Source organism: Bacillus sp. OTU530, assembly GCF_038440375.1.
Genome location: NZ_JASATP010000068.1, coordinates 1 through 25,320, shown reverse-complemented (window position 1 = coordinate 25,320; position 25,320 = coordinate 1). Strand labels below are relative to the sequence as shown.

At 38.8% G+C, this 25,320-nt stretch carries 22 protein-coding genes, 1 pseudogene and 1 riboswitch; of the genes and pseudogenes, 15 read left to right on the top strand and 8 right to left on the bottom strand.

Annotation, left to right across the window (positions count from 1 at the left end; all coding sequences use genetic code 11):
* From AAHB12_RS28270 to AAHB12_RS28210, 13 genes and pseudogenes are all read left to right on the top strand, one after another.
* A partial coding sequence (locus AAHB12_RS28270) for a hypothetical protein (protein ID WP_342048488.1) occupies positions 1-1,015 on the top strand: 1,015 nt, incomplete at its 5' end.
* 808 nt (positions 1,016-1,823) lie between these two features.
* Positions 1,824-3,161: an RNA-guided endonuclease IscB gene (gene iscB, locus AAHB12_RS28265; RefSeq protein WP_342048487.1), complete on the top strand. Its 1,338-nt coding sequence runs from the start codon at positions 1,824-1,826 to the stop codon at positions 3,159-3,161.
* Positions 3,162-3,483: 322 nt separating this feature from the next.
* On the top strand, positions 3,484-4,794 hold the full coding sequence (locus AAHB12_RS28260; protein WP_342048486.1) for a homocysteine synthase: 1,311 nt from the start codon (positions 3,484-3,486) through the stop codon (positions 4,792-4,794).
* 288 nt (positions 4,795-5,082) lie between these two features.
* Positions 5,083-5,919 carry a MetQ/NlpA family ABC transporter substrate-binding protein gene (locus tag AAHB12_RS28255; RefSeq protein ID WP_342048485.1) on the top strand — a complete coding sequence of 279 codons (837 nt, stop codon included), beginning with the start codon at positions 5,083-5,085 and terminating at the stop codon, positions 5,917-5,919.
* A 43-nt stretch (positions 5,920-5,962) separates the two neighbouring features.
* Positions 5,963-7,045: a methionine ABC transporter ATP-binding protein gene (locus AAHB12_RS28250; RefSeq protein ID WP_342048484.1), complete on the top strand. Its 1,083-nt coding sequence runs from the start codon at positions 5,963-5,965 to the stop codon at positions 7,043-7,045.
* Positions 6,984-7,637, top strand: coding sequence for a methionine ABC transporter permease (locus AAHB12_RS28245; RefSeq protein WP_342048483.1), 654 nt, complete (start codon positions 6,984-6,986; stop codon positions 7,635-7,637). Before AAHB12_RS28250 ends, AAHB12_RS28245 begins: the two co-directional genes overlap by 62 nt.
* A gap of 492 nt (positions 7,638-8,129) precedes the next feature.
* Positions 8,130-8,984: a MetQ/NlpA family ABC transporter substrate-binding protein gene (locus AAHB12_RS28240; RefSeq protein WP_342048482.1), complete on the top strand. Its 855-nt coding sequence runs from the start codon at positions 8,130-8,132 to the stop codon at positions 8,982-8,984.
* A 21-nt stretch (positions 8,985-9,005) separates the two neighbouring features.
* On the top strand, positions 9,006-10,355 hold the full coding sequence (locus tag AAHB12_RS28235; protein ID WP_342048481.1) for an LLM class flavin-dependent oxidoreductase: 1,350 nt from the start codon (positions 9,006-9,008) through the stop codon (positions 10,353-10,355).
* 327 nt (positions 10,356-10,682) lie between these two features.
* Positions 10,683-10,822: pseudogene (locus tag AAHB12_RS28230) on the top strand (IS1595 family transposase); the annotation flags it as partial.
* A gap of 99 nt (positions 10,823-10,921) precedes the next feature.
* Positions 10,922-11,449 (top strand): dihydrofolate reductase family protein, encoded by a 528-nt coding sequence (locus AAHB12_RS28225; protein ID WP_342048480.1) that lies wholly within the window; start codon positions 10,922-10,924, stop codon positions 11,447-11,449.
* Between the two features lie 425 nt (positions 11,450-11,874).
* Positions 11,875-12,399, top strand: a complete 525-nt coding sequence (locus AAHB12_RS28220; RefSeq protein WP_342048479.1) for a bifunctional transcriptional activator/DNA repair enzyme AdaA — start codon at positions 11,875-11,877, stop codon at positions 12,397-12,399.
* A gap of 3 nt (positions 12,400-12,402) precedes the next feature.
* Positions 12,403-13,302, top strand: coding sequence for a DMT family transporter (locus AAHB12_RS28215; RefSeq protein ID WP_342048478.1), 900 nt, complete (start codon positions 12,403-12,405; stop codon positions 13,300-13,302).
* A gap of 140 nt (positions 13,303-13,442) precedes the next feature.
* Entirely contained in the window at positions 13,443-13,664 is a 222-nt protein-coding gene (locus AAHB12_RS28210; RefSeq protein WP_446715627.1) for a hypothetical protein, read from the top strand.
* Positions 13,665-14,005: 341 nt separating this feature from the next.
* Here the strand turns inward: AAHB12_RS28210 and AAHB12_RS28205 are convergent, their stop codons facing one another.
* The 8 genes from AAHB12_RS28205 to AAHB12_RS28170 all read right to left on the bottom strand — a co-directional run bounded on the left by AAHB12_RS28205 (position 14,006) and on the right by AAHB12_RS28170 (position 22,236).
* Positions 14,006-14,131 (bottom strand): hypothetical protein, encoded by a 126-nt coding sequence (locus tag AAHB12_RS28205; protein ID WP_342048476.1) that lies wholly within the window; start codon positions 14,129-14,131, stop codon positions 14,006-14,008.
* A gap of 471 nt (positions 14,132-14,602) precedes the next feature.
* Complete coding sequence (locus AAHB12_RS28200; protein ID WP_342048475.1) at positions 14,603-16,348, bottom strand: SulP family inorganic anion transporter; 1,746 nt, start codon at positions 16,346-16,348, stop codon at positions 14,603-14,605.
* 16 nt (positions 16,349-16,364) lie between these two features.
* The gene (locus AAHB12_RS28195) at positions 16,365-16,961 is read right to left on the bottom strand and encodes a beta-class carbonic anhydrase (protein ID WP_129730219.1); all 597 of its coding nucleotides are present in this window, start codon (positions 16,959-16,961) and stop codon (positions 16,365-16,367) included.
* Positions 16,962-17,253: 292 nt separating this feature from the next.
* Positions 17,254-17,736 (bottom strand): PepSY domain-containing protein, encoded by a 483-nt coding sequence (locus AAHB12_RS28190; protein WP_342048474.1) that lies wholly within the window; start codon positions 17,734-17,736, stop codon positions 17,254-17,256.
* 188 nt (positions 17,737-17,924) lie between these two features.
* The gene (locus AAHB12_RS28185; RefSeq protein WP_129730215.1) at positions 17,925-19,268 is read right to left on the bottom strand and encodes a sensor histidine kinase; all 1,344 of its coding nucleotides are present in this window, start codon (positions 19,266-19,268) and stop codon (positions 17,925-17,927) included.
* A 6-nt stretch (positions 19,269-19,274) separates the two neighbouring features.
* Entirely contained in the window at positions 19,275-19,964 is a 690-nt protein-coding gene (locus tag AAHB12_RS28180; RefSeq protein WP_129730213.1) for a response regulator transcription factor, read from the bottom strand.
* Between the two features lie 719 nt (positions 19,965-20,683).
* Entirely contained in the window at positions 20,684-21,262 is a 579-nt protein-coding gene (locus AAHB12_RS28175) for a class D sortase (RefSeq protein ID WP_342048473.1), read from the bottom strand.
* 8 nt (positions 21,263-21,270) lie between these two features.
* A complete protein-coding gene (locus AAHB12_RS28170; RefSeq protein ID WP_342048472.1) occupies positions 21,271-22,236 on the bottom strand; it encodes a processed acidic surface protein in 966 nt (321 codons plus the stop codon).
* Positions 22,237-22,476: 240 nt separating this feature from the next.
* Positions 22,477-22,617: riboswitch (cyclic di-AMP (ydaO/yuaA leader) on the top strand.
* A gap of 172 nt (positions 22,618-22,789) precedes the next feature.
* On the opposite strand from AAHB12_RS28170, the gene AAHB12_RS28165 reads away from it, so the two are divergent.
* Both AAHB12_RS28165 and AAHB12_RS28160 read left to right on the top strand, forming a co-directional pair.
* Positions 22,790-24,634 (top strand): APC family permease, encoded by a 1,845-nt coding sequence (locus AAHB12_RS28165; protein ID WP_342048471.1) that lies wholly within the window; start codon positions 22,790-22,792, stop codon positions 24,632-24,634.
* Between the two features lie 282 nt (positions 24,635-24,916).
* A complete protein-coding gene (locus AAHB12_RS28160; protein ID WP_129730205.1) occupies positions 24,917-25,138 on the top strand; it encodes a helix-turn-helix domain-containing protein in 222 nt (73 codons plus the stop codon).
* Positions 25,139-25,320 lie beyond the last annotated feature (182 nt).

The following is a 25,320-nucleotide window of genomic DNA, read 5'->3' as shown; positions in this document are numbered from 1 at the left end:
AGATGATTGGGTTCATGCACATTCAATTAAGAAACAAAATGTAAAAACAACTGTTACAATCGGATATCAAAGTGGAACAGCGCATATGTGGACTGCATTACTAATGAAGGAATTAAAGTATTTTGAAGAGGAGTTGTATGTTCACTTCCCAAGTCAACCATTTTCGATCAATTGGTGTAATGCATATAGTGGGTTAGAATTAGTAGAATTAATGATAAAAGGAGAGGTACAAATTGCTTCCCTAGGTGATTATCCGATGGCGATTTGTAATGAACTTAGTAAAGTGTTACCTAATTTTAATTCAGTTATTTTGGCTTTTGATGGAAAGACGCGAAACGGAAGTGGAATTTCGTTTGTGACTCCAAAGGAAGCGAAGATCCATTTAGAAGAGTTGTTTCAAGCCCCTATATCCACTGTTACGAATTCTAGTGCTCATATAAGGTTACGGTCATTTATAGCAGCACTGGGGGAAGAAGTTCAGCCAAAGGTCATCCATCAACAGATGCGTGAAAGCATGGAAAGTATTGCACAGCAACGGATTGGCGGCAGTGTTATGTGGGAACCCTATCCCAGCTTGATCCGCTATTACGAGACGGGGAAAATACTCGTTGACGAAGTAAAGGGAGAGGATTATTTAACTGGAATTGTATCTGAAAATAGCTGGTTACGTAATCACGAAGGAGTGACAATCTCATACTTGAAAGCTCATATACGTACACATCAGCTTATCCGAAATAACCCAGAAAAAGCAGCTCGGATCTTATCGACATGTACAAAAATACCTTTTAAAGTTGTTATGCAAGTGATCTCAAAAGTATATTGGGATTCTACTATATATAGTCGTGATTTAGAAACATTAAAAAAAATTAGTTCAAGTACAATGACATGCATGGATGATGGTAGTCCTTTTTTAGTAAGAACCGAATATTTACAGTCGGCCATTGATGAATTGAATTTACCGTTACTTCAGCAGCCCATAGTACAAGGGGATTGGTCAACAGATTTTCTGTATTAGAATTGCTTCAATGAATCGTGCCTGTCATGTCAAAGCATGATAGATACAAAAGCAAACAGGTTGATAAAAATAATCAAATAAAAAAAGAAACATGCCATCAGAAATATTGCTTGATTACATAAATTGATGGGTTAATTTTCAAAAAAATTCTTAATCCATACTTGACATATATGTTTAATTAGAATTAATATAGTCTTTAAAGATTTACCTCATATTTAGGGACAGTAAGGCTCCATTGGTAAAAATTTTACTTTATGTTAAAAAGTTTGAATATGCCGACTAGATCACTAGAGGCTCTCAATTCAAGGCGCAATTTCCCTTGAACTGAGAGCTTCTTTTAGTTATAAGGCTTTACATGCAAGAAAAGCCCTAATTTCATATAAAGAGTGGGGGATGCAGTAAGCCGAAGCTAGTCAGGCTATAAACAAACAACTATTAATTTACCAAAGAGTGCCTCAGGAAAGAAAGATGAAAAAAGAGCTCGGTTTTCCTAGAATGAATGTTAATGCGGATGCCGATCTATTAGACAGAGGGACAGGGTTTATGAAGTGTACGTTTCTGTCAACTACCTACCGCTTATTTGTAAAGCGGGGGCTTGGAAAAGCCTAGTTGTCTAGTCTCAGTCTCCGGTATATGGTAAGCCATAGCGAGTGACTACGTTGGATGAGTCAACACAGCCTTGTGTGATTCCCTAGCACATCTGTTGTTCAGGCCCTGTAACAGTTCTGAGAGGTAGGAACGGTCAACCTGAAGCAAGAAGCTCATTCAACATTGACGAAGGGAAACAAACTCTAAGGAGGGACGAAACTTGCGAGTATTCGTCATGAATTTACGTGGAGAGATGCTGATGCCCTGTTCTCCGCGTAAAGCGAGAATGCTATTGAAAGAACAGAAGGCAACAATTATTCGTTACAATCCGTTTACGATTCAACTTTTGTATGTAACAGGAGAAGCAACGCAAGAAACACAGTTAGGAATAGATTTAGGTGTGAAATATGTTGGAATTGCTATTACATCTAATGAAAAAGTATTTGGTAAGGCAGAATTAGAATTACGTCAGGATGTAAAAAGTAATCTAGAAACAAAGAAAATCTACAGACGAGGCAGAAGAAATCGTAAAACTCGATATAGAAGGTCAAAATTTAAGCATAAAACGAAACGAGTTTATGCAGAAGGAAAAGGAAAAAAGACAGGAATGTATCACAAGGTAGCTGTATCTTTTACTTCTAAGCGTCCAAATGGTTGGCTTCCACCTTCTATTCAAAGCAGAATACAGAATACCTTTTATTGGATCGATACATTTTATTTGTTACTCCCAACATGCAATATTCATATAGAAGTAGGAAAATTTGATGTTCAGAAGATGAGGAATCCAAATATTCAAGGTAGGGAGTATCAAGAAGGGGACACCTTTGGGTATCATGATGTAAGGTACTTTGTTTTTGCAAGAGATCATTACACCTGTCAGGTCTGCAAGAAAAAAGGTGGAATTTTACAAACTCATCATATTATTTATAAAAGTCATGGAGGAAGCAATGCCGCATGCAACCTCATTACAGTTTGCGCGAGTTGTCATACGTATGAAAACCATCAAAAAGACAACATTCTTTGGAAGTGGATGATAGAGAAGAAGAAAACCAAACGTTATAAAGAAGGTCCATTCATGAACATTTTTCGCAGAAGAGTGTTTGACAAGTATTCTGAAGCTCACATTACATATGGAAGTATGACAACACCAAGACGAAAAATACTTGAGCTTGAAAAAACCCATTCTAACGATGCAATTGCGGCCACAGGTATAACTGCCATTAAAGAAAATTCAGCGAATGTGCTGTTTATTAAGCAATTTAGAAAGAAAAAACGTTCTTTACATGAAGCAACTGCACGAAAGGGGAGAAAAGAAAAAAATATATTATCTAAAAGAAATGAAAAAAACACAAAATCAGTGGGGACATGGCACTTGAATGATAAAGTACGTGTATTTGGGCAGGTCGGCTGGATTAGTGGATTTAGTGGACAAAGTTGTTATGTAAAAAACATACAAGGTGATTATGTTACAGTTCCAGGAAAATCGTATAAACAAGTAAACTTAAGCAGCTTAGAACTGTTATGTCACAATTCTAACTGGCAATTTGCAATCTTGTAAGAGAATATGAAAAAATGTATACTGCTGCATTTAAAGGAGAAAAAGTAGGTTTTAATTCACACTTGACAGATTAGAATTGTATGATTTAAAATACAAATAATTCCACGAGGAATATCAGCCGACTAGGCAGCTAGAGGCTCTCAGTTCAAGGAACGTTACCTTGAACTGGGAGCCTCTTTCTTTTTACATAACTTCTCAGGGTAGCGGCAGTTAGTCAATCGGTTGATTAAACACCTTTTCATGAATAGCATACACCTGCTAAAAATGATTTTCTTGAGTAAGAAACAATCTAGGACCAAATATTTGTTAGGGGGAAAATATTATGACAATTGAAAGAGAGTTTCAGCTTGAAACTTTAGCTGTCCATGCAGGTCAGAAAGTAGATTCAGCAACACTTTCAAGGGCAGTTCCTATCTATCAAACCTCATCCTATGTTTTTCATGATAGTGACCATGCAGCAAGGCTTTTTAATTTAGAAGAAGAAGGATTTGTGTACACAAGGATTATGAATCCAACAACTGACACATTTGAAAAAAGGATCGCTGCACTCGAAGGCGGCACTGGAGCCCTTGGAGTTGCATCAGGTCAAGCGGCAATCGTCAATTCTATTTTAAATATTGCAACGGTTGGCGATGAAATTGTCTCATCTGCAAGCCTTTATGGAGGCACCTACAATCTATTTTCACATACACTTCCAAAACTAGGTATTACTGTTAAATTTGTTGACGGCAGTGATCCGAAAAATTTTGAAAAAGCTATTACGGGTAAAACAAAGGCGGTGTATGCTGAGACAATTGGAAATCCAAAAGGGGATGTTTTAGATATTGAAGCTGTTGCTGAAATTGCCCATAATCATTTCATTCCCTTGATTGTCGATAACACGTTTGCAACTCCATATCTTCTTCGGCCAATCGACTTTGGTGCTGATATCGTGATTCACTCTGCTACTAAATTTATTGGTGGTCATGGGACCTCTATTGGAGGAGTCATTGTAGACGGCGGTAAATTTGACTGGGGAAAAAGTGGGAAATTTCCTGGTTTGACAGAACCAGATCCCAGCTACCATGGTCTTGTCTATACGGAAGCTGCAGGAGAAAATGCCTATATTATTAAAGCAAGGGTTCAACTGTTAAGAGATCTTGGTTCAAGCTTATCACCATTTAATTCATTCTTATTTCTTCAAGGACTTGAAACCTTGCATCTCAGACTAGAACGGCACAGCCAAAATGCTTTAGAAGTAGCCCGCTTTTTAGAAAAAAATGAAGCTGTTCAATGGGTCAGCTATTCTGGTTTGGAAAGCCATTCTTCTTACAACCTAGCAAAAAAATATTTGCCAAAAGGGCAAGGGGCAATTTTAAGTTTTGAAATTAAGGGAGGAGTGGAGGCCGGGAAGAAACTCATTAACTCTGTCCAGCTCTTTTCACACCTAGCCAACGTAGGGGATTCAAAGTCATTAATTATTCACCCGGCCAGCACCACTCATCAACAATTAAGCAGCCAAGAGCAATTAGATACTGGAGTTACCCCTGGTTTAATTCGTTTATCAGTTGGGACTGAAGCGATTGACGATATTATCTTTGACCTTGAACAAGCAATAAAAGCTAGTCAAGAGGTACAACAAGCAGTGAAGTAATAGAATCAATCAACAAATAGATTAGTAGTCAACCAGACATCTGGAGACAAAACATTTTGTAGGCGGTTTGCCAGCAGAACGTTTTTGTCTCTTTTATTTTTTACACTTTAAGAAAGTATAAATTTCTAGCTAGGAGACCGTTCGACGTAGTGAGAAATTTTAGGAATAAAGTATAAGTAGGGCTACGCCTCTGTCTTCACCCAAGGACAGGGTTCGCCAATCGGCGAGTTTTCTTTATTACCATGCAAATTGAGGTTTTTATATAGAAAGAAAAAAGGGGGCAAGTATATGAAAAAGATGATTTCACTATTTTTACCAATCCTTTTATTAATCGGTGTTTTGGCGGGCTGCGGCATTGACAAGAAAACTTCATCAACAGCTACCAGTGGTTCACAGAAGGAGGCAGTCCTAAAAGTAGGGGCTTCCTCCACACCACACGCAGAAATTTTAAAGTTTATCGAGCCAACGCTCAAAAAACAGGGCATTAGATTAGATATCGTAGTAATTAACGATGGAATTCAAACAAACCAGCAAACAGCAGATGGGGAATTAGATGCTAATTACTTTCAGCATATTCCCTACTTAAACCAGGTGAATAAAGACAGCGGTCTTGATTTAGTCAGTGTAAGAGGAATACATATTGAGCCATTCGGTGTTTATTCAAAAAAAATTAAATCGATTCATGATTTGTCAGACGGAGCAAAAATTGCAATTCCTAAAGATCCGGTGAATTTTTCCCGCGCTCTGCAGCTATTTGCAGCAAATGGGTTAATTGAACTTCAACAAAAACAGAAGGATAACTTTGATTTCACACTAGAAGATATCACTAAGAATGACAAGCATCTTCAATTTATTGGTGTGGACGGTCCGTTGCTTGTGCGCTCTCTTGATGATGTTGAAGCCGCTGCTATCAATACGAATTACGCCCTTGAGGGGGGATTTAAGCCCAAACAGGATGCCCTCATTATCGAAGGCGATACATCACCATACGTCAATATTTTAGTTACTAAAAAATCTAGAAAAGACGATAAAAATATTCAAAAATTAGCAAATGCGCTAACAACTGATGAAGTGAAAAAGTTTATTGAAGATAAATATCAGGGTGCAGTAGTGCCAGCATTCTAAGTTTGCGGCATGTCAATTGGTGAATGGGATAAGGAGGATCAGCATGATTCAATTTAACAATGTTTCCAAGATATTCGAAAGCAAAGGGAAAAAGATAGAAGCATTAAAGAATATCCAATTGACAGTGGAAAAGGGAGATATTTTTGGCGTGATCGGGTTAAGCGGTGCAGGAAAAAGTACACTGATCCGTACAATTAATTTGCTGGAGTATCCAACAACTGGTGAATTACTTGTCGCCGGCAAAAATTTAGCCGAGCTTTCTGAAAAGAAGCTCCGTGAGGCGAAGAAAAACATAGGAATGATCTTTCAACATTTTAATTTACTAGAGTCAAAAACGGTGTTTGAAAATGTTGCTATGCCGCTTTTGCTAAGTAAAAAAAAGAAAGGGGAAATCAAACCGCGGGTGGAAGAACTTGTCCGGTTTGTCGGCTTGGAAGATAAGTTGGAAAGCTATCCCAATCAGCTTTCCGGCGGCCAAAAACAGCGTGTCGGCATTGCACGTGCCTTGGCGACTAACCCTTCGATCCTGCTGTGTGATGAAGCGACTTCGGCACTCGATCCACAGACAACCGAGTCAATCCTTCAGCTCCTTAAAAGGATCAATAAGGAATACCAGATTACGATTGTCATCATTACACATGAAATGGAAGTCATCAAGCAGGTTTGCAACCGAGTTGCGGTGATGGAGGATGGAAAAATAATTGAATTAGGCAGTGTCTTTGACATCTTTTCCCGGCCTCAGACGGTAACAGCACAAAATTTTGTCCGCTCGGTCGTCCGTGATGAAGTTCCTGCCAGTGTGTTGGGGCTGCTGGAGAGCGGTAATCAATACCACAAGATTTATAAAATGGAGTTCTTCGGAATCGACTCCGGACAGCCGGTTATTTCGCAAGTGGCCAAACGATTTGACGTAGAAGCCAATATCCTGTTTGGAAGTATCAATGAACTTCAAGGTGTACCATTCGGGCATTTAATTGTAGAATTGCGCGGTGCTGAAATAGAAGTGGAAAAGGCCCAGGACTATATTGCCCGGCAGAATGTAAAAGTTAGGGAGGTCATCGGAAATGTTGGAGGTAAGTCCGCAAATGATTCTCACGTCCTTGTGGGAAACCTTATACATGGTTAGTATTTCATTGGTGTTTGGTACACTAATTGGTGTCCCGCTGGGCATTTTGCTTGTGGTGACACGAAAAGGGCATATTCTTGAAAATCGGTGGATTTTTGCTATTGTCAATCCAATCGTTAATATCTTCCGCTCGATTCCCTTTATTATTTTGTTGGTCGCTATTATTCCTTTTACTAGATTTATAGTTGGAACTTCAATCGGCACAACAGCGGCGATTGTTCCGCTTGTTTTACATATTGGACCTTATATGTCGAGACTGGTGGAAAATTCCTTGCTCGAAGTGGATGACGGGATTATTGAAGCGGCTAAGGCGATGGGAGCTTCTCCAGCCCAAATTATTTTCCGTTTTTTAATTCCTGAAGCTTTTCCATCGCTGCTTCTCAGTATCACGACTGTAACGATTGGCTTAATTGGCGCAACGGCGATGGCGGGGGCTATTGGCGGCGGCGGGCTTGGTGATTTAGCGATCACCTACGGCTATCAGCGGTTTAGTACGATTACGATCGTCGTGACCGTTGTCATTCTTGTACTTATTGTTCAGGGGATTCAATCATTAGGCAATCTCCTCGAACGAAAAATGAGAAGAGTGTAAGTTCTTAATATTCAAATAACTATGATAGTAAACCAAAAATAGAGATTGCATACTAGAAAAGAGGATACAGCAAGTCAACTACCCACCACTTAGCTTTGCTTGAAGTGGGGGCTTGCGAGTGACCAGCAGTGCCAACGGTCTGAGACCTCCTGCCTTGGAGTGCCCTCTGCATCATGGGCGTGTTGACAGCTACCCTACTGCAAGAGACATGCTCAAGCAGCAACCGCTACGTAGCGGCAGACGAATTACGTCTAAGATTTTATGGTTGCAACGACTTCCTGCAACCAACCTCATATCTTAGAGTGTCAAAGAACGAAAAGAGTGCCTTTAGCGAAGATTCGCCCAACAGTTTTCTCTTATCCAAATTATACCATAAAGGAGGATGTGCAGGAAAGGTTTTGCTACGCAAAAACGTGCATTCCTCCCCGACTTACTCATTGGGCTGCGCCCTTCTCATTCCTTGAAGTAGGGGTATCCTGCACGAAAAATCTGATGAAAAAATGGCTTTTCCCTTTGTTGATTATTGTTACCATTATTATCACCGGGTGCTCAAACCAGACATCAGTTCATCCAGAAAAGGGCAGCAAAACCATTAAGGTGGGCATCAGAAATTCGGAGCTTCGGACCTGGGAGTTTATCAAGGAAAAGGCTGCTAAAGAAGGCTTAACTATCAAAATAGTCAATTTTTCTTCGGCCTATGATCCTAATCAAGCTTTAGTAGAAGGCGACATTGATGTAAATGCCTTCCAGCATGTTGCCTATTTAGATGCATTTAATCAGAAAAATGGGACTGATATTGTTCCCATTGGCACAACGATCATCGCTCCGCTTGGTTTATACTCTGTAAAATATAAGTCAATCAACGACATTCCGCAAGGAGCTCAAATCGCTGTTCCGAATGACCCGCCTAACTGGGGACGGGCACTTTTACTCCTACAGGAAGCAGGACTGATTCAGGTCACAGATGATTTTGATGGCAATGGCGGGCAGGATAAGATTAAGGAAAATCCTAAAAAGCTTAAGATTATCCCGGTTGAGGCAGCGAATACTCCACGCGTGATGCAGGATACTGCCGGATCGATTATTAATAACGGTATTGCCGTTGAAGCAGGTCTCAGCCTGAAGGATGCTCTGATTTATGAAAGCAAAACCGCCAAGCCGTATATTAACGTCATCGCTACTAATAAGAAAGATCAAAATAGATCAGAATTGAAAAAACTGGTAGCTCTCTATCAATCTGAAGAAACGGCGAATTTCATTAAAAAAACGTATAAAGGCAACTATATCCCTACATTCATTAGTTTAAAGGAATTAAGCACGTACAAAGAAACCTTTAAAACAAAGTAGTTGGAAAGAGGAGCGAGGCAAATGACAAAGAAAAGGCAGATAAAGCTTGCTGCTTATTTAATTGGAACGGGAATGCACGTCACCTCATGGCGGCATCCAAAAGCAAAGCCGAACGCAAGTATTGATCCAGCCGCTTTTATTCAATATGCACAAATCGCAGAAAAGGGAAAGTTTGATCTTGCCTTTATCGCTGATAGTTTGGCGGTAAATAAAGAGTCTCATCCTCAGATTTTAAACAGGTTTGATCCAATTGTGATCACCACGGCAATGGCGGCCGCTACGGAAAAGATCGGAGTCGCAGGAACGGCTTCGACAACGTACAATGAGCCCTACATATTAGCCAGGCAATTTGCGTCAGTTGACCATGTCAGCGAAGGGAGAGCGGGTTGGAATATGGTGACGACCGCAGATGCGACAGGGGAAACAGCTTTAAATTTCAGCCTGGAAAAGCATTGGGAGCATGACCACCGTTATGAGCGTGCCGAAGAATTTATTGATGTGGTAAAGGGATTATGGGATTCATGGGAAGATGATGCTTTTATATATAATAAAGAAACTGGTCAGTTTTTTGATTCTGAAAAAATGCATGAGCTTCATTATAAGGGCAAGTATTTTTCTGTTAAAGGCCCATTAAATATTGCCCGCTCCAAACAAGGCCAGCCAGTCATTATCCAGGCGGGATCGTCTGAGCCAGGCCAGCGTTTGGCGGCACGGACAGCAGAGGTTGTATTTGCCCACCGTGATGATATGGAGGAAGCGAAACGATTTTACAAGGAGTTAAAATCAAGGCTCCCCGAATATGGAAGAAGCGAAGATGAACTGCTCATCCTTCATGGTATTTCACCGATTGTAGGGGAAACGGAAGAAATAGCACTGGAAAAATATAATGAATTACAAAAAGGGATAGATCCATATGAAGCGTTGAAATTTGTTTCTGGCTATATGGGCAATGTGGATTTTTCAAAATACCCTTTAACTGCTTTGGCAAAAGAAGTCGAATTTCCACCAGTAAACAGCATTCAAAGCCAGTTCTTTGAAATGAAAAAAATCATTGCTGAGGAGAATTTAACGGTTGGTGAACTTTACACAAGATTTTTCGGGGCAGCAAAAAAAGACGGCTTTATCGGAACTCCTCAACAGGTGGCAGATGAAATGGAAAAATGGTTTACTGAAAAAGCTGCAGATGGATTTATGATCCAATTTCCGCTGCTTCCTTATGACCTTGAAGATTTTGTTGAGTTAGTCGTTCCGATTCTGCAGGAAAGAGGGTTGTACCGCTTTGAATATGAAGGTGACACACTAAGAGAAAATCTTGATCTCAAAATACCGCAAAACCAATTCACACAGAAAAAGCAGGAGATTCAAGGTTAATCTGTTAAGAGAATTATTTTTACAGTCTTATTAAACTTCAATTATCATTTAAATAGTTTCGTCCTGACTTAGATGATGAGAATGCCCACTAATAATCTAGTTCACAAACCTCCTGATACGATTTAAATGAATGCCTTAAGCTTAAGAGGGATGCAACCGTTGAAAAGGTGCATCCCTTTTTTCTTACTGCAGGAAAGTATACATTTCCAGCTAGAAGTGAATTCGATGTAGTCGGGGACTTTAAGAAAAGATTGTTGATTTTTAACAAGCACGAAAACTTTGGTTATAATAAATTTAAAGAAATCAATTAGGAGTGTGTTTGACCGCCTGAAATCCTTTCGTAATCTACTAAATCACATCAATAAAATTGACACTCGTCAGCAAGAACAGTTGTTTTGGACTTTGAAAAATAGGCTCTTTCCACTTGTTCAAACGGTTCAATTGTGAATGAAATGAGAGAAACTCGTCTTAGAGGTGTTTGTTAATACCACTCTATGTGAACACCATTTAACAAACCAACAAATTGTCCTGATTTTATAATCTGAAACAAAGTAAGGGGGATTCACATGAAACAACAGCGTAACATTATTTTATACATTGGTACTTCAATTGATGGGTATATTGCAAATAATGATGGAACATTAGAATGGTTAGAATCAACAGAAGTAGAAGGAGACTCTGGCTACAATTCACTCCTTGCAAGAATTGATACCGTTGTTATGGGAAAAGCAACTTATGATGTCATTCGTGGATTTGATATAGAATATCCGTATAGTAATTATAAAAATTATGTATTTACTAAATCTGTGAGTGGAACGGATGAATATGCTTCATTTATTGATGAAGAGGTCAAAACTTTTATTAAAAATTTAAAACAAAAGCCTGGTAAAGATATATGGTTAATTGGTGGAGGAAATTTAGCTCGTGAGTTTTTTAAAGAAAACTTGATTGATGAATTCCAACTAGCCATTGCCCCTATTATTTTAGGGAAGGGAATCTCCCTCTATACTGGAGATGATATTACTTCAAAATACACATTAACGAAAGCAGAAAAATTAGGTCAACTTGCTATGCTTCATTATGTGAAAAAATAATTTTCATCATCTTTCCCTTTTTAGTAGGGGAAGATTTTTTCCTTTTTAACTACATTTTTTACCGAAACCCATTCGAAAATTAATACATGTTTATATTTATATAACTAACGCATGCGTATTAAAAAAGACTGTTAGTTTTATACAGTCTTTTTTAATACGCAAATATCAACAGTTTAGTTTAACAGAACCTATTATTTTGCTGCCCATCAAATTAATACTTTAAAGTTTCCTATAACACAAACGAATGATCGACCATTTATCCAGGATTGAAGGGGGTGTTTTGGCTGATTCTGTCATGAATATGGTATTCAGCGCAACACTTAGAATGAGAGAGCAAGAAATCGAATGAGGGGTCGCATGAATCTTGCTATAATGTGCATACCGAGAAATGAGGTGTTAATATGAGCTTTTTAAACGAAGAGGTCATGTGGGATACTGTTATTCATTGCCAAGAAGCATACGATGGTCTGTTCTTCTATGCTGTTAAGTCCACAGGAATCTGTTGTAAACCTTCTTGCAAATCAAGGGTTCCTTTAAAGGAAAATGTGACGTTTTATAGTTCTGTTTCTGTAGCGATGGCGGATGGCTACCGCCCTTGCAAACGATGTCGTCCCAACCTTCTGCAATCAAATGAAGAAGAGCTGGTTCAATCCATCAAACAGTTGATTGAGCGGGACTATCATCATGCCTTGACCTTAGAGCACATTTCCTTACATGTTGGGATGAGCAAATACCATCTGCAACGGGTCTTCAAACGAAACACAGGCATGTCACCATTGGAATATGTTACAAAATTGCGGATCAATGAAGCCGCGACACGTCTCCAAACCACAGAACAGACTATAACGGATATTGCCCATGACCTTGGCTACACAAGCTCCGCTCATTTCTCCAATGTGTTCCGTCAGCAAACGGGTTACACGCCATCGGAATATAGAATGCGGAGGTAAATCATGAAATTAAAAGATGTACTAGCGTTATTGGGACTTGCAGGACTATGGGGAGCTTCTTTTTTGTTCATCCGCATTGCGTCACCTGTATTTGGGCCCTTCCTCACCATTCAGGGAAGAGTTACCCTTGCGGCAGTAGCTTTGCTTTTATGTTTGGTGCTCACAAAACAGTCCGCCCAGTTCCGACAACTGTGGAAGCAATATTTAATCATTGGAGCATTAAATGCAGCTATTCCTTTTACGCTGATTGCAACAGCTGCTCTTCACCTAACTGCTTCTATGTCAGCTATTCTTAATGCCCTCACTCCATTGTTCACTGCTTTAGCTGTATGGGGATGGATAAAGGAGTCGCTGAGTTTGCGAAAGTGGTTTGGCATTATGATGGGGATATGCGGGGTTGTCATTTTAGTGGGGTGGAGTTCTATGCCTTTTACCACTGAGACGCTTATCACCGTTTGTCTTGCAGTCTTATCGACCATTTCCTATGGTTTTGCGGGCGTGTATGCAAAGAAGGCTTTTGCAGGTGTTCCACCGCTTTCGTTAGCTATGGGGCAACAAGCAGGAGCATCGCTTCTTCTCTTGCCGTTCACACTTACACATCTGCCTGCTTCCACAAGTTCTATATCGACCGTTGCTGTTTGGTCAGTCATCGGATTGGCGTTATTTTGTACAGCTATTGCGTACCTGTTATACTTCTATCTCATTGATAGCATAGGACCAACCAAGACATTAAGTGTTACTTTTCTCATTCCTGTGTTCGGAATGATTTGGGGGAGTTTCTTCCTCCATGAACAGGTGACAGTCGGTATGGTAATAGGACTCCTTATCATCTTGACAAGCGTGTTTCTGATTTCAGACCTTCGCTTACAAGCGCTGTCTCCACACAAACGAGTGCAAATGTAAGGGAACTTCCCAAAAAAATGAATTGTTGGAGGAATTCTTGCTAGTTTGATTATGAATAATAACTAGTTTTTGACTTGGGGTTAGACTAGTAGAATAAGACAATCTTTTTGAAGCATATCTTTAGAAAAACATAAAGGTGTGTGACCGTATTGCGTAAGAAAAAACAAAATCAAGTTGTTTTTTACACAATTAAAGGTTCAACAATCAAAAAATTTTTAATCCTCGATTGTATTACTAGTACAGGTATTTATTATGTAATTCAAATCATTTCATCAAGTGCATTAATTGGATTTGTAGGAAGCATTGTTGGAACTGAATGCATTAAAAGGCATCATGGTTTTATGAAAAAAATTAAGATGTAGATGTAGTAGTATCCTTTCTATTGATTAAAAAATCATTAGTATAGGCACACTGATCGTAGAATTATGTAGTATATAGAATAGAACAATGAAAAACATCTCTTATACCGTACTCCATTGGATACGATTATATAGAGGTGTTTTTTGTCTGAAAAAACAATTGAGAAAGATAGCTGTGTTCAGCAGCCACTCAAAAACAGTGGATTCGAGACTATATTCATTATTACGATAAAACGCATATTTATAAAGAAATGAAATCATTTCTCATAGAGGGTCCTTCCAAGCTTTAACGTTTCGGTCTGGTTTATATATAAAGTTTCCTTACATAATAAACGGGGGAATTTCTACTTTGCCCGGTTGATGTTTGTAAAAGCCATTCTTGTTTCCATGGTAAGGAACAGGATATATACATAAACAGTTTCTGATAGACATAGGGTATTTTTCTTTAGGTTTGTTAGAAATGTATTCATAATGGTTGTCCTCCTTGTGTCTAGTAGGGATACAAGTATCATACTATTGTTTATCCATACCGTGTGGGTCTGTGTAAGGTTTTCTCTCATGGTTTTTGCATCCTTTGCGGATTAAGAAAGCGGGACGGGATATAGGAAGCTATGGTTTAGGTTGCCGGAGTTGTAGCGAGGTTTTTTGTGTCTAGAAGAATTGTTATGTAAGGTGAGGGAATTCCACATTAATAAAAAACATAACCCTTTACATGAATGAATTTACTCAGTGGTTTGAAATTCACGAAGATGAAGTTAAACGAAATGGCTCTAATGTAAACGAGGAAGGGGAATCTGGAGCTAGTGTGTCGGCAGCAGGGTAAGGGGTGTTAGAGGGATCTATATAGCTTTATAAATAAACAAAAAGGCTTCAGAAGAGGAAGCCTTTTTGCTTTTACAGCGGAACCTTAATTTGCTCATCATTACCCAACAGTTTTAACATTATGTCATAAGCAGCTTCGTTTCCTTTTGGTTGGTCTTAACGGTTTGCTGAGACAATTTGGAGCATTCGCTAAAAGCAAACTGTTTACAACCTATACACTTTTTAGTCTCTAATTGTGCCAATGAGTAGTTGATTGCGTCGCCAGTATGCTCAAAAAAGTATTTTTCGCCGATCTCCCGATGCAATCCGGTTTTCCAAAGCAATTCCTTTGGTTGTTGTTGAATACCAGAGATAAGAATGGTCCTGTTTTGTTCCTTGAATTGTTTCACAATATTTAAAAGCATTGCTTCCCCAGAGGTATCAATAAAGGAAACTTTACTCATGCGCAGTAGTAACACTTTTGGCTTAGATTGGAGAATATTCTCAATCGATTTTTCGAATACTTCGGTGGATCCAAAAAATAACGAGCCTTCGATTGTGTAAATGTTGATTTGAGGACAGTTAGATCCTTTTTCAACAATCTCGGGTTTTACCTGCTTATCAGATGGATCCGGCAACACTTTTGAAATGATTAGAGCCGCGCTCATCTTCTTTACAAATACAATAACGGCTAAGAGCAGGCCAACTCCAACAGCTGTTGTAAGGTCGGTAAAAACGGTCAGAAGAAACGTAACAAGCAGCACTGCAGAATCAGCTGTTTTGGTTTTGAGCACATGTGCAAATTCTTTTCGTTCGCTCATATTCCATGCTACAAACATTAGGATAGGCGCCATGCTTGCCAGCGGAATATGAGACGCATACGGTGCTAAAAGCAGTAACACAAGCAACACAACGAGTCCGTGTATGATTCCGGACATAGGAGAAACTGCCCCGTTTTTTATATTAGTAGCGGTTCTTGCGATCGCTCCTGTGGCAGGAATCCCGCCAAATAATGTTGTAGCAATATTAGCTACCCCTTGTCCGATCAGCTCTTTGTTGCTGTTATGTTTACCGTTCGTCATACCGTCTGCTACAAGGGCAGATAAAAGGGACTCAATTCCCCCTAGCATTGCAATCACGCAAGCAGCAGGGAAAAGCATGACAATCGTTTCCCATGTGATATCAGGAAATTGAAAACTTGGTAATTCACTTGGGATTGACCCAAAAGTCGAACCGATGGTTGCGACTTGATTTGGAAAGAAGAAGATAGCCACTACACTAGATACGCTTAGCCCCAGTAACGCTCCAGGAATCTTGGGGAAAAACTTTGGCGTTAAGATAACAATTGCTAGGGAAATGCAGGCAGTCATTACGCTGTATATATTTATCGTTTCTAGATTCATGATGATTTCTCTCATATTCAAATGAAACTCTTCATGTTTTTCAATATTGCGAAGGCCTAAAAAGTTCGCAATTTGCCCAGAAAAGATAATAACGGCTATTCCTGCAGTAAATCCAATCGTAACAGGACGGGGGATGAATTTAATAAATCTCCCAAGCTTGAAAACTCCCAGCAGAATGAGGATAATTCCTGCCATAAATCCGGCAATTAACAGGTTCTCATAGCCATATTGCATGACAACTCCAAACAGGATAGGCACAAACGCCCCGGTCGGGCCCGCAATTTGATATTTGGAACCGCCTAAGAGAGAAACAAGAATTCCGGCAATAATCGTCGTGTAGATTCCGTACTCCGGTCTTACCCCGGAAGCAATGGCAAAAGCCATCGCTAAAGGAATCGCTACAATCCCAACTATTAATCCAGCAACGAGGTCTTTCTGAAAATGGCCTACATTGTATCCATAAAATCTGTTAGAGGTATTCATTTATAACATCCTTCCTTTACCTACTAAGTATTTCATTGTTTTCAGAATTGACATTGGCATATCCATCGACAACAAGATCTAATTTACCCGTTTCAGGGTGGATGACCATACCATGCACGGCAATCTGATCTGGCATTAAAGGATGATTTTTGATTAAATGGACACTATTTGTGACACTCTCCGCTACACATTGAAAGCCTGTCAGCCATGTAGATAAATCAATCCCAGCGTTCGATAGGGTATCGATTCGCTCTTCGCTAACCCCATTTTTCTTTGCTGCTTCAAGAATGGAAGAAGATTGAAGACCTACCATGCCGCATCCATGATGTCCAATTACACATACTTCTTCAGCTTTCAATTCATAAATGGCTACAAGAATACTGCGCATAATACTGCCAAAAGGGTGAGAGATAACCGCTCCAGCGTTTTTAATAATTTTAGCATCCCCATTTCTCAATCCCATTGCTTTTGGAAGCAATTCTAATAAGCGCGTATCCATGCAAGTGAGGATAACTAGTTTTTTATCTGGATATTTCGTAGTGTGGAATTCTTGATATTCTTTTTGACCTACAAAAGTATTGTTGTAATCTAAAATTCTAGAGATAGTAGACATTTATTTTTCCCCTTTCTATTTTTGGGTTTTTCTCTCAACATCAAAATTTGAAGTAAGTATCCTGCAAAAATCTATGTAAACATGTAGATTTCTAAGCTCTCTCCTTTCATTTATGCTTAACCTTACCTTAAGGCTTTTAAATTAGAGGGAAATAATAGAAAGATTAGAAAATGATGAGAAATTCGTTAGAGATCAAAGAAAGAGGGAGAACTTCTAAAGCTCTCCCTCTACTGCTTAGATCCTGATTGTTTACTCAATTCTGCTTTGTTTCATTTCACTTCCACTGGGAAGATTAATCATCCCACGATATGGAAAGAATTTCTCCGGTATAGGCATTGATATCTACGTCTACCGCTTCTTTTTTATTTGTTTCAACTTCTATTTCATATATAAAGGAACCATTTTTATCCTCTAAAGCAATGCTATTGAATGTTCCTTTTACTTTAGAAAGGGCAATTTCTTTTGCGTTATCTAAACTAATTGCCACTTGAGGCGTTGCATTGTTGACCAACTCTTCATCCTTCTCTTCTCCAGAAGCAAGAGCGGCACTCACTCCGTTTTCAATGTTTACTGAATGTTTAGATGTATCTTTTTTCACTTGTGTTAAATGTAAAATCGTCCCTGAATAAGCATCTACTTTTAATGCATATGCCCTATGCTGATCTTGTAAATCTACTATGTATATTTGATTTCCGTCTGTTTCACTAAGCTTTATATCCTTGATTGTTCCTGGATATTTTGTTTCAATGCTTGTTTTTATTTTTGCAGCAGTCAATATCTCTTGGTCCTTATTTGCAAATAGTTGCTGAACATCGGTAACAATGAACACAACTATGAGAAGACTGAAAAGAAAAACAAATGTTTTGGGGTTCATATGATTTCACCTGATAAGAAAGTTTTCTTTCAATAACAAACATGATATTTTCTCTTAAAAAGCATGAAAAATGGATGAGAAATCATTGATTATTTCGGTAAAGTTACAGTAAAGCTGGTTCCTTCTCCTTCTTTGCTAACGACATCTATGTTTCCTCTATGAGAATCTACAATTCGTTTTGCAATTGCTAAACCTAGCCCAGCTCCGCCAGTTTCTCGGTTTCTCGCTTTATCGACCCGATAGAAGCGATCAAAAATATGGGGGATATCTTCCTTCGGTATACCGATGCCATGATCCTTTACGGTGAGAAAAATGTGATCGTTCTCATAGCCAACATGTAGCTCAATAGATGATGTACTGTATTTTAACGCATTATCAAGCAAGATAAATAATAGTTGCTTCATTTTCTGCTCATCTGCACTTGCAATTACTCTATCATATCGAGCGTATACAGAAATGTTCTGGTCATAAACATTTTTAAGGAGTTTACTTGTTTCTTTACTAAGGGAAACAAGGTTTACCTCTTGTATATCTAAATTCCATTCTGCATCATGATTTGCAAGCATCAGCATTTGCTTTGTCATTTCTTGCATTCTGACAGCTTCTGAATAGATTGCTTCCACAGATTCTTCTAATAGATCGTGATCGTTCATTCCCCATCGTTTCAGCATGCTTGCGTAGCTTTCAATGATAGTTAGCGGTGTTTTTAATTCATGAGAAGCATCAGAAACGAATTGCTGTTGTTTTTCAAAGTTTTTTGCCAAAATATCCATCATCTTATTAAACGTGCTTCCCAATTTATATAATTCATCTTTTGATTGTGTTTTTAGCTCAATCCTTTTAAATATGCACTTTCGTTGAATCTCCTCCATCGTTTCAATCATGGAATTGATTGGTTTTAAAATGATATTGCTGAGCATTCTGCCAGCTAAAAATGATGGAATGAGAACAACAAGTGAAGCAACAGTTAACACGAGCTTCAAGATTTTCAAACTGTCATATGTAGATGCCAAACTTTCTGTAACTTCTAACATCACAATGCTTCCATCGCTCCATATGATTGGAAAACTTGCAATGGCATATTGAATTTTATTGATTGGTTTTAATTCAACTGATTGTGAGTTTTTAAAAGTTGGTGTAAGTTCCGTAAATTTCGTTTCTTTTGTAATGGTTATAATGGAATGTGAGTCCTCATTCACAACACGAATCATTCCATCCAACGGTAAACGTGCTTTTAAAATATCAGATACATTCGTGTGACTTGTAGCAGATTTCACTGCTGCAGCAGTAGTTTCAGCCTGTAAACGAACATGATTTAATTTATCGTTCGTTGTAATTTTGTAAAATAAAAAATAAATGGATGTATTAATTACAAGGCTGATCAATAGCAGCCAAACAGTTGAGAACAAATGGATTTTATTTCGGATATTCATAAAATATTATTCCTTTACAACATATCCGACTCCACGCACTGTATGGATAAGTGGAGAATCAAAGGAATAATCAATTTTCTTGCGCAAGTACCTAATATATACATCTACGACATTTGTTTCTCCATAGTAATCAAAGCCCCAGACATGCGTTAAAATTTGCTCTCTGTTTAGTACTTGATTTTGATGCTGCATCAGGTAAACAAGCAAATCGAATTCTCGAGGCGTCAATTCAATATTTGTGGTGTCGCGTGTTACCATTCGTGTTTTTTTATCAACCTTTAAATCTGCCACAGTTAAAATTTGCTCGTCTATCCGTTTTTCCATCATTTGATTGATTCGTAAACACGCACGGATTCTTGCCAACAACTCCTCAATTTGAAACGGCTTTGTGATATAATCATTCGCTCCATGATCAAGCCCGCTTACCTTATCAGGAATAGAATCCCTTGCTGTCAATAAGATGACAGGTGTCATATCCCCTGAAGCCCGAATTCTCCGAAGTACTTCCATCCCGTTTAACTGAGGTAACATAACATCTAGTAATACAAGGTTCCATTGATTGTTACTAAACTTTTCAAGACCTGTTATGCCGGTTTCAGCTGTTTCCACCTTGTACCCTTCGTGTTCAAGCTCTAGCTTAATGATTCTCGCAATTTTTGTTTCGTCTTCAATAATTAAAACTTTTTCGTTATCCATGAATTAAGTCACCATCCTTATTGCTGTTCCTGCATTTGTTAATTTTTCCACTTTAAAAAGTATTAATTTTTAGCTGGAAGTGAGTCCGGCGTAGTCAGAAATTTTAGGAACACAGTATAAGTAGGGCTGCTCCTCTGTCTTCGCCTGGGGGAGGGGACAGGGCTCACCAAAAGTGTGGTTGTAGTGCTCAAAATTTAACAAACTTTTCTACATTTAATTGGTACTAGTTAGATAATATAATACATTTATACTTATAAGGTACTTATTTACTATTTTGGTATATATGAGAACCTTATTTTATATATCCTCTAACTGTCTCGTCTCCTACAACGAAGAGTTTTGGTGCAAAAGCATTAACATAATCTTTTTTCTTTATAACCGGTGAAATGAAGAAATATTATATTTTTATCTTTGTAGATGAATTTATTAATAATGAGGGCACATTACAGCGAAAGAGAACCGAAAAATACAAACATCATTTAAGTGTGAATCTTGCGGTTAGGAAGACAACGCTGACATAAATGCTTCTAAAAATAGAAAAGGCTTAGCAATCGCAAACGGATTCACCTTGCAGGAGGTTTGCTGCAAAGTCGTTTGGACTGCCAAGCGTTGGAATGACGGGCGGAGCCTAATCAATTAGAGGCTGAAAGGTTTTTATACTTAGGGATCCCCTACCTCTAAGCGTGGCGTAGGAGGGGGGGAATTCAATGTTTGGTAAGTTACTTTTTAGTTAATAACTCCGCTACTAACACATATCTTTTAGGTGCGTCTCCAATGAAGCTAAATGGGTAGCAGGTTGTTACTGTTAGAGTGCTTTTAGGCTTTGGTACAATGACGGTACGGTCATTTTTATCAACAATTCTCACCTTTTTAACTTTATACAAAAATTCCCCTGCCTCGGTGGTCACGATCAATGTATCATGTTTGCCGACCTTGTCTAACTCCCGAAAGACTGTATCCCGATGTCCTGATAGTACTGCATTATTCTTGTTGCCAGGCAGGACACTACGTGCGTAATGTCCCACCCCTTTTTTTAAGATTTCTTCATCGGTTCCTTGATAAATCGGGATTGACCGTTCTAGTTTGGGGATTGTTAAAACTCCAATTTTTTCTCCGATTTCAGGTGTATCTTCATGTAGCTTTTGTATACGATGATTCCCCTGTTTAATATCGCTTTGGTTCAACATCCTTTTAGGCTCCTCATACATCGTCAGTCCTTTTGTTAACCAGTATGAATTATACAGTAGTATGGTTAAGCCAATGAGGATGACTCCTGCTGAAACAAGTCTTTGCCACATACGTATAGTTAAACCTTTTCTGGATTTTTGAAGCGAACGTAAAACAACGACCCGAGTAAAATGAGGATGAAGCCTACCATTATATTGCGTCCATAAGGAGAAGCTGTATTCGGCAGCTTGCCAGAATGCAGCTGATCCGTTAATTCACCTGCCAAATCCCCAACATCGGCTAATTCACTTCCAGAATCTAAAAGGAAGTCAGAACTTAGCATTTCCTCTGATAACTGCATATCAAGAAGCAGATTTCCTTGTAAATCAGATAATTCGACTAGCAATTGCTTCCCGTTCAGTGTCTCAAGCTTCATCAGATCTTGGAACGAGACAGCGGTCTTCGTTCCGTTTTTCCCTGCGAGATAGAAATTCGCTTTCAGGTGGAACGCATTCAGCATGTCTTTCCAAATATCTGCCAACGCTTGTTCTTGTTCCGGAGTTAATTGCGTTAAATCTTCCATTTCCATAAATGGCGCTAAGTTCTTTTCGATGTTTTCCATTTCTGTTTCTAAGGCCGTTTCGTCTAAGGAGATCAGATAATTAAAAAAACGGTCAACTTCTTCTTCCGTTAATCCAATCTGGGAGAGGAGTGCCTCTGATTCTTCCATTTCCTCATCGTGGTTTACATAAAAATCAACAGCATTATCTAAGTCTTCAATAAATTTATAATCATCTAAGCTCTCTCCAAACCCCGCTAATAACGAGTTAAGTTGTTCACGAGTTAAGCTGTAGTCCTTGAGCAAATCGTTCAGATTCTCGTCTGTGATAGGAGTTCCTAACATAGCTTGTAAATCCTCGGCTGTCTCAAAATCATCTAGGTTCATTTCATAAAAGGACAAATAGTCTTCTAGTTCCTGCCGGGTCCATCCCAGCTCATTCAGAATCTGATTAACTTCGCTCTCAGGTGGTGCTGCCAGAGTCATGTGGCTCGTCACCGGGAGTAACATTAAAAACGTCAGGGTAATAGCTAATACTTTCTTCATACGAACTCCTCCATAGTATAAATGTTCAACAGGTATTATCATCTGTTTTGGGTTGGGAATTCATACAAGAAATTGTTAAAAATTCCATTATGTCATTCTGCCATTTCGCAAGCATCTCAATGTTCTTTATTGAATGGATGGACAGTGTCATTAACAAAGAATTAATACAATCTTACTTTACAAATAATTTTTACAGGAGTATATTATCTAGAGAATTAACTTAATATCTACATTCAATCATACCTTATACCGCTTAATCCATAAGGAGTGGGGGACCCATTTTTGTGCATTGTCACTTGGGGTGAATCCTTCGAAAGAAGGTAGGGCTACTCTCAAAGCCCGAATCCGACAGCTAACCTCATCAGCGTTTGGAGAGGAGGTTTGCTTTGTGTTGTCTGAAAAGAACACTGAGAACCGCCTTAGTGTTCTTTTTGTGTTGATCAAAAGATAAATTATGGTATTAGGCGTCATTAAAGGATGATTGTATCACAGTCGTTGTAGTTGAACGGATTAGATTTGTAGTGTAATAGATTGATTCTTACTTTATAACTTTATGGAGGGAAACGTTGTGCGTTATTCCATGTTAAAAAAAGCATTGATTGGAAGACCACTCAAAACGAGGGAATTAGGAGAACAAAAACTAGGGAGATTAAAGGCTCTTGCCATTTTATCATCAGATGCTCTTTCTTCTGTCGCTTATGGACCAGAGCAAGTTTTACTTGTGTTATCTACCATTGGTCTCATTGCCTTTTGGTATTCGGTCCCGATTGGCATTGGGGTGTTAGTTCTTCTAGCTGCCCTGATTTTGTCATATCGCCAGATCATTTATGCGTATCCCCACGGCGGGGGTGCTTACATTGTCTCAAGAAATAATCTAGGGGAAAATGCTGGGCTTATTGCTGGAGGGTCTTTATTAGTTGATTATATTTTAACTGTATCTGTAAGTGTATCAGCTGGAACAGATGCTATTACATCAGCGTTCCCGCAATTTCATGATCATAAAGTGGCAATTGCCTCTGCATTAGTTGTATTAATTACAATTTTGAATCTCAGGGGTGTAACAGAATCAGCCTCTGTTCTAGCGTATCCTGTATACTTATTTGTGTTGGTGTTACTTATTCTCATCGGTACAGGAGTGTGGCAAATACTAAGCGGGCAAGCACCAACTAATGTACATACACCAGTAGGGACAGTAGTTCCTGGTATTAGTTTATTTTTATTACTCAGGGCCTTTTCATCTGGTTGCTCTGCTCTTACCGGAGTAGAAGCGGTTTCGAATGCCGTCCCTAACTTTAAAGAACCTGCTGCAAGAAACGCCGTCAGTACATTAGTGATGATGGGATTCATCTTAGCCATTCTTTTCTCTGGTATTATGTTTCTCGCCTATTGGTTAGGAATCACACCTAAACATGAGGAAACAGTAGTATCGCAAATGGCATCTGCAGTATTTGGAAGAAATTTTATGTATTACATTGTGCAAGGAACTACTGCTCTGATTCTCGTACTTGCAGCGAATACCGGTTTTTCTGCTTTTCCGTTGCTAGCGGTTAACTTAGCGACAGACAAGTACATACCGCGAATGTTTCTGATTCGCGGTGATAGACTTGGCTATTCCAATGGGATTATCATACTTGGTATTGCATCTATTTTGCTGATTGTTGCTTTTGGAGGAGAAACAGAACAACTCATTCCGTTATACGCAGTTGGTGTATTTATTCCTTTCACACTGTCGCAAACAGGTATGATCGTAAAATGGATCAGAGAAAAACCTGCTAGTTGGCTGTATAAAATGATTGTCAATTTAATTGGCACATTGATTTGTTTAACGGTTGTGCTCATCTTCTTCATTACAAAATTTGCTCAAGTCTGGTCTGTCCTGATTTTCTTGCCAATCATTATCTACGCGTTTCATAAAATTAAAAATCATTATGAGGCCGTGGGAGAACAGCTGAGGATCGCACCAGGTAAAGAAGAAGTCTTGCAGTGGGAAGGAAATGTTGTCATTGTGCCCGTTGCAGGGATTACAAAAGTAGTCGAAAATTCCTTGAACTATGCCAAGTTAACCGGTGATACGGTCATTGCCGTTTATGTCGCTTTTGATCCTGAAAGCGAGAAACGGATGGAGGAAAAATGGAAGGAATGGAAGCCAGATATTCGTCTCGTCACGCTACATTCCGAATATAGGAGTTTGACGAGACCTATTGCTAGGTTTATCGATTTGGCTATGAAAAAGGCTGCTGAAAGCAATCACACAGTAACCGTACTGATTCCACAATTCATTACAAAGAAGAGATGGCATGATGCATTGCATAACCAATCAAGTTTACTATTAAGACTTTACCTTATTTATCAAAAAAATGTGATTGTAACTACCGTACCTTATAGACTAAAAAAATAGGACTATACAAAATATAAAAGATTTTAACTCCCGCTTCCAAATTTTATGTCAACTGAACTAACGATAAGAAAGAGGGGAGACTCCTCTTTCCTACTCTTTAATAAGCTCGTACCTTTGTGGCAATCCTTCAATTACTTACCGGTATGTATTCGGGCTCTATCTTCTAAAAAGCTATTTGGAAGGAGTAACGATCGGAAAAATCCTCTTAGATGCACGTAACGAAGAGGATAAGAGGAAGTCATTGGTATTATCTTATAATGTGATGTATTAAGGGGGATCTAAATGGAAAAGGAATTATTAATAAAAATAGGAAATACGATTAAAACAACAAGGATGAGTAATGGGCTTTCTCAGGCGGATCTTGCTGAAAAATCTCAATTGCATAAAAACTTTATTGGAATGGTTGAGCGAGGCCAGCGTGGTGCGACAATATCATCCTTGCAGAAGATTTGTCTCGCATTAGGGTTTTCCTTAACAGAATTCTTTCAATCCTTGAACCTATAAAATCCGGATCATATTTCACAAATGACTCTAGTGCAAAAATAATAGGATAGAAATATAGAAGAGATAAACAAGAATGTATTACAGTTTAAGATCAGAATGCTTATGTGAACACAAAAGCTCTCCAGGTCGTTGAACTGGAGGGTTTTTGGCAGTCTCTTAAATACATCGACTCCCGATACTAT

Bases quoted from the DNA above. Each gene is read 5' to 3' on its own strand.
- AAHB12_RS28260 (WP_342048486.1), top strand. From the start codon at position 3,484: ATGACAATTGAAAGAGAGTTTCAGCTTGAAACTTTAGCTGTCCATGCA.
- AAHB12_RS28255 (WP_342048485.1), top strand. From the start codon at position 5,083: ATGAAAAAGATGATTTCACTATTTTTACCAATCCTTTTATTAATCGGT.
- AAHB12_RS28250 (WP_342048484.1), top strand. From the start codon at position 5,963: ATGATTCAATTTAACAATGTTTCCAAGATATTCGAAAGCAAAGGGAAA.
- AAHB12_RS28245 (WP_342048483.1), top strand. From the start codon at position 6,984: ATGTTGGAGGTAAGTCCGCAAATGATTCTCACGTCCTTGTGGGAAACC.
- AAHB12_RS28240 (WP_342048482.1), top strand. From the start codon at position 8,130: ATGAAAAAATGGCTTTTCCCTTTGTTGATTATTGTTACCATTATTATC.
- AAHB12_RS28235 (WP_342048481.1), top strand. From the start codon at position 9,006: ATGACAAAGAAAAGGCAGATAAAGCTTGCTGCTTATTTAATTGGAACG.
- AAHB12_RS28225 (WP_342048480.1), top strand. From the start codon at position 10,922: ATGAAACAACAGCGTAACATTATTTTATACATTGGTACTTCAATTGAT.
- AAHB12_RS28220 (WP_342048479.1), top strand. From the start codon at position 11,875: ATGTGGGATACTGTTATTCATTGCCAAGAAGCATACGATGGTCTGTTC.
- AAHB12_RS28215 (WP_342048478.1), top strand. From the start codon at position 12,403: ATGAAATTAAAAGATGTACTAGCGTTATTGGGACTTGCAGGACTATGG.
- AAHB12_RS28205 (WP_342048476.1), bottom strand. From the start codon at position 14,131: ATGAATACATTTCTAACAAACCTAAAGAAAAATACCCTATGTCTATCA.
- AAHB12_RS28200 (WP_342048475.1), bottom strand. From the start codon at position 16,348: ATGAATACCTCTAACAGATTTTATGGATACAATGTAGGCCATTTTCAG.
- AAHB12_RS28195 (WP_129730219.1), bottom strand. From the start codon at position 16,961: ATGTCTACTATCTCTAGAATTTTAGATTACAACAATACTTTTGTAGGT.
- AAHB12_RS28185 (WP_129730215.1), bottom strand. From the start codon at position 19,268: ATGAATATCCGAAATAAAATCCATTTGTTCTCAACTGTTTGGCTGCTA.
- AAHB12_RS28180 (WP_129730213.1), bottom strand. From the start codon at position 19,964: ATGGATAACGAAAAAGTTTTAATTATTGAAGACGAAACAAAAATTGCG.
- AAHB12_RS28175 (WP_342048473.1), bottom strand. From the start codon at position 21,262: ATGTGGCAAAGACTTGTTTCAGCAGGAGTCATCCTCATTGGCTTAACC.
- AAHB12_RS28170 (WP_342048472.1), bottom strand. From the start codon at position 22,236: ATGAAGAAAGTATTAGCTATTACCCTGACGTTTTTAATGTTACTCCCG.
- AAHB12_RS28165 (WP_342048471.1), top strand. From the start codon at position 22,790: ATGGAGGGAAACGTTGTGCGTTATTCCATGTTAAAAAAAGCATTGATT.
- AAHB12_RS28160 (WP_129730205.1), top strand. From the start codon at position 24,917: ATGGAAAAGGAATTATTAATAAAAATAGGAAATACGATTAAAACAACA.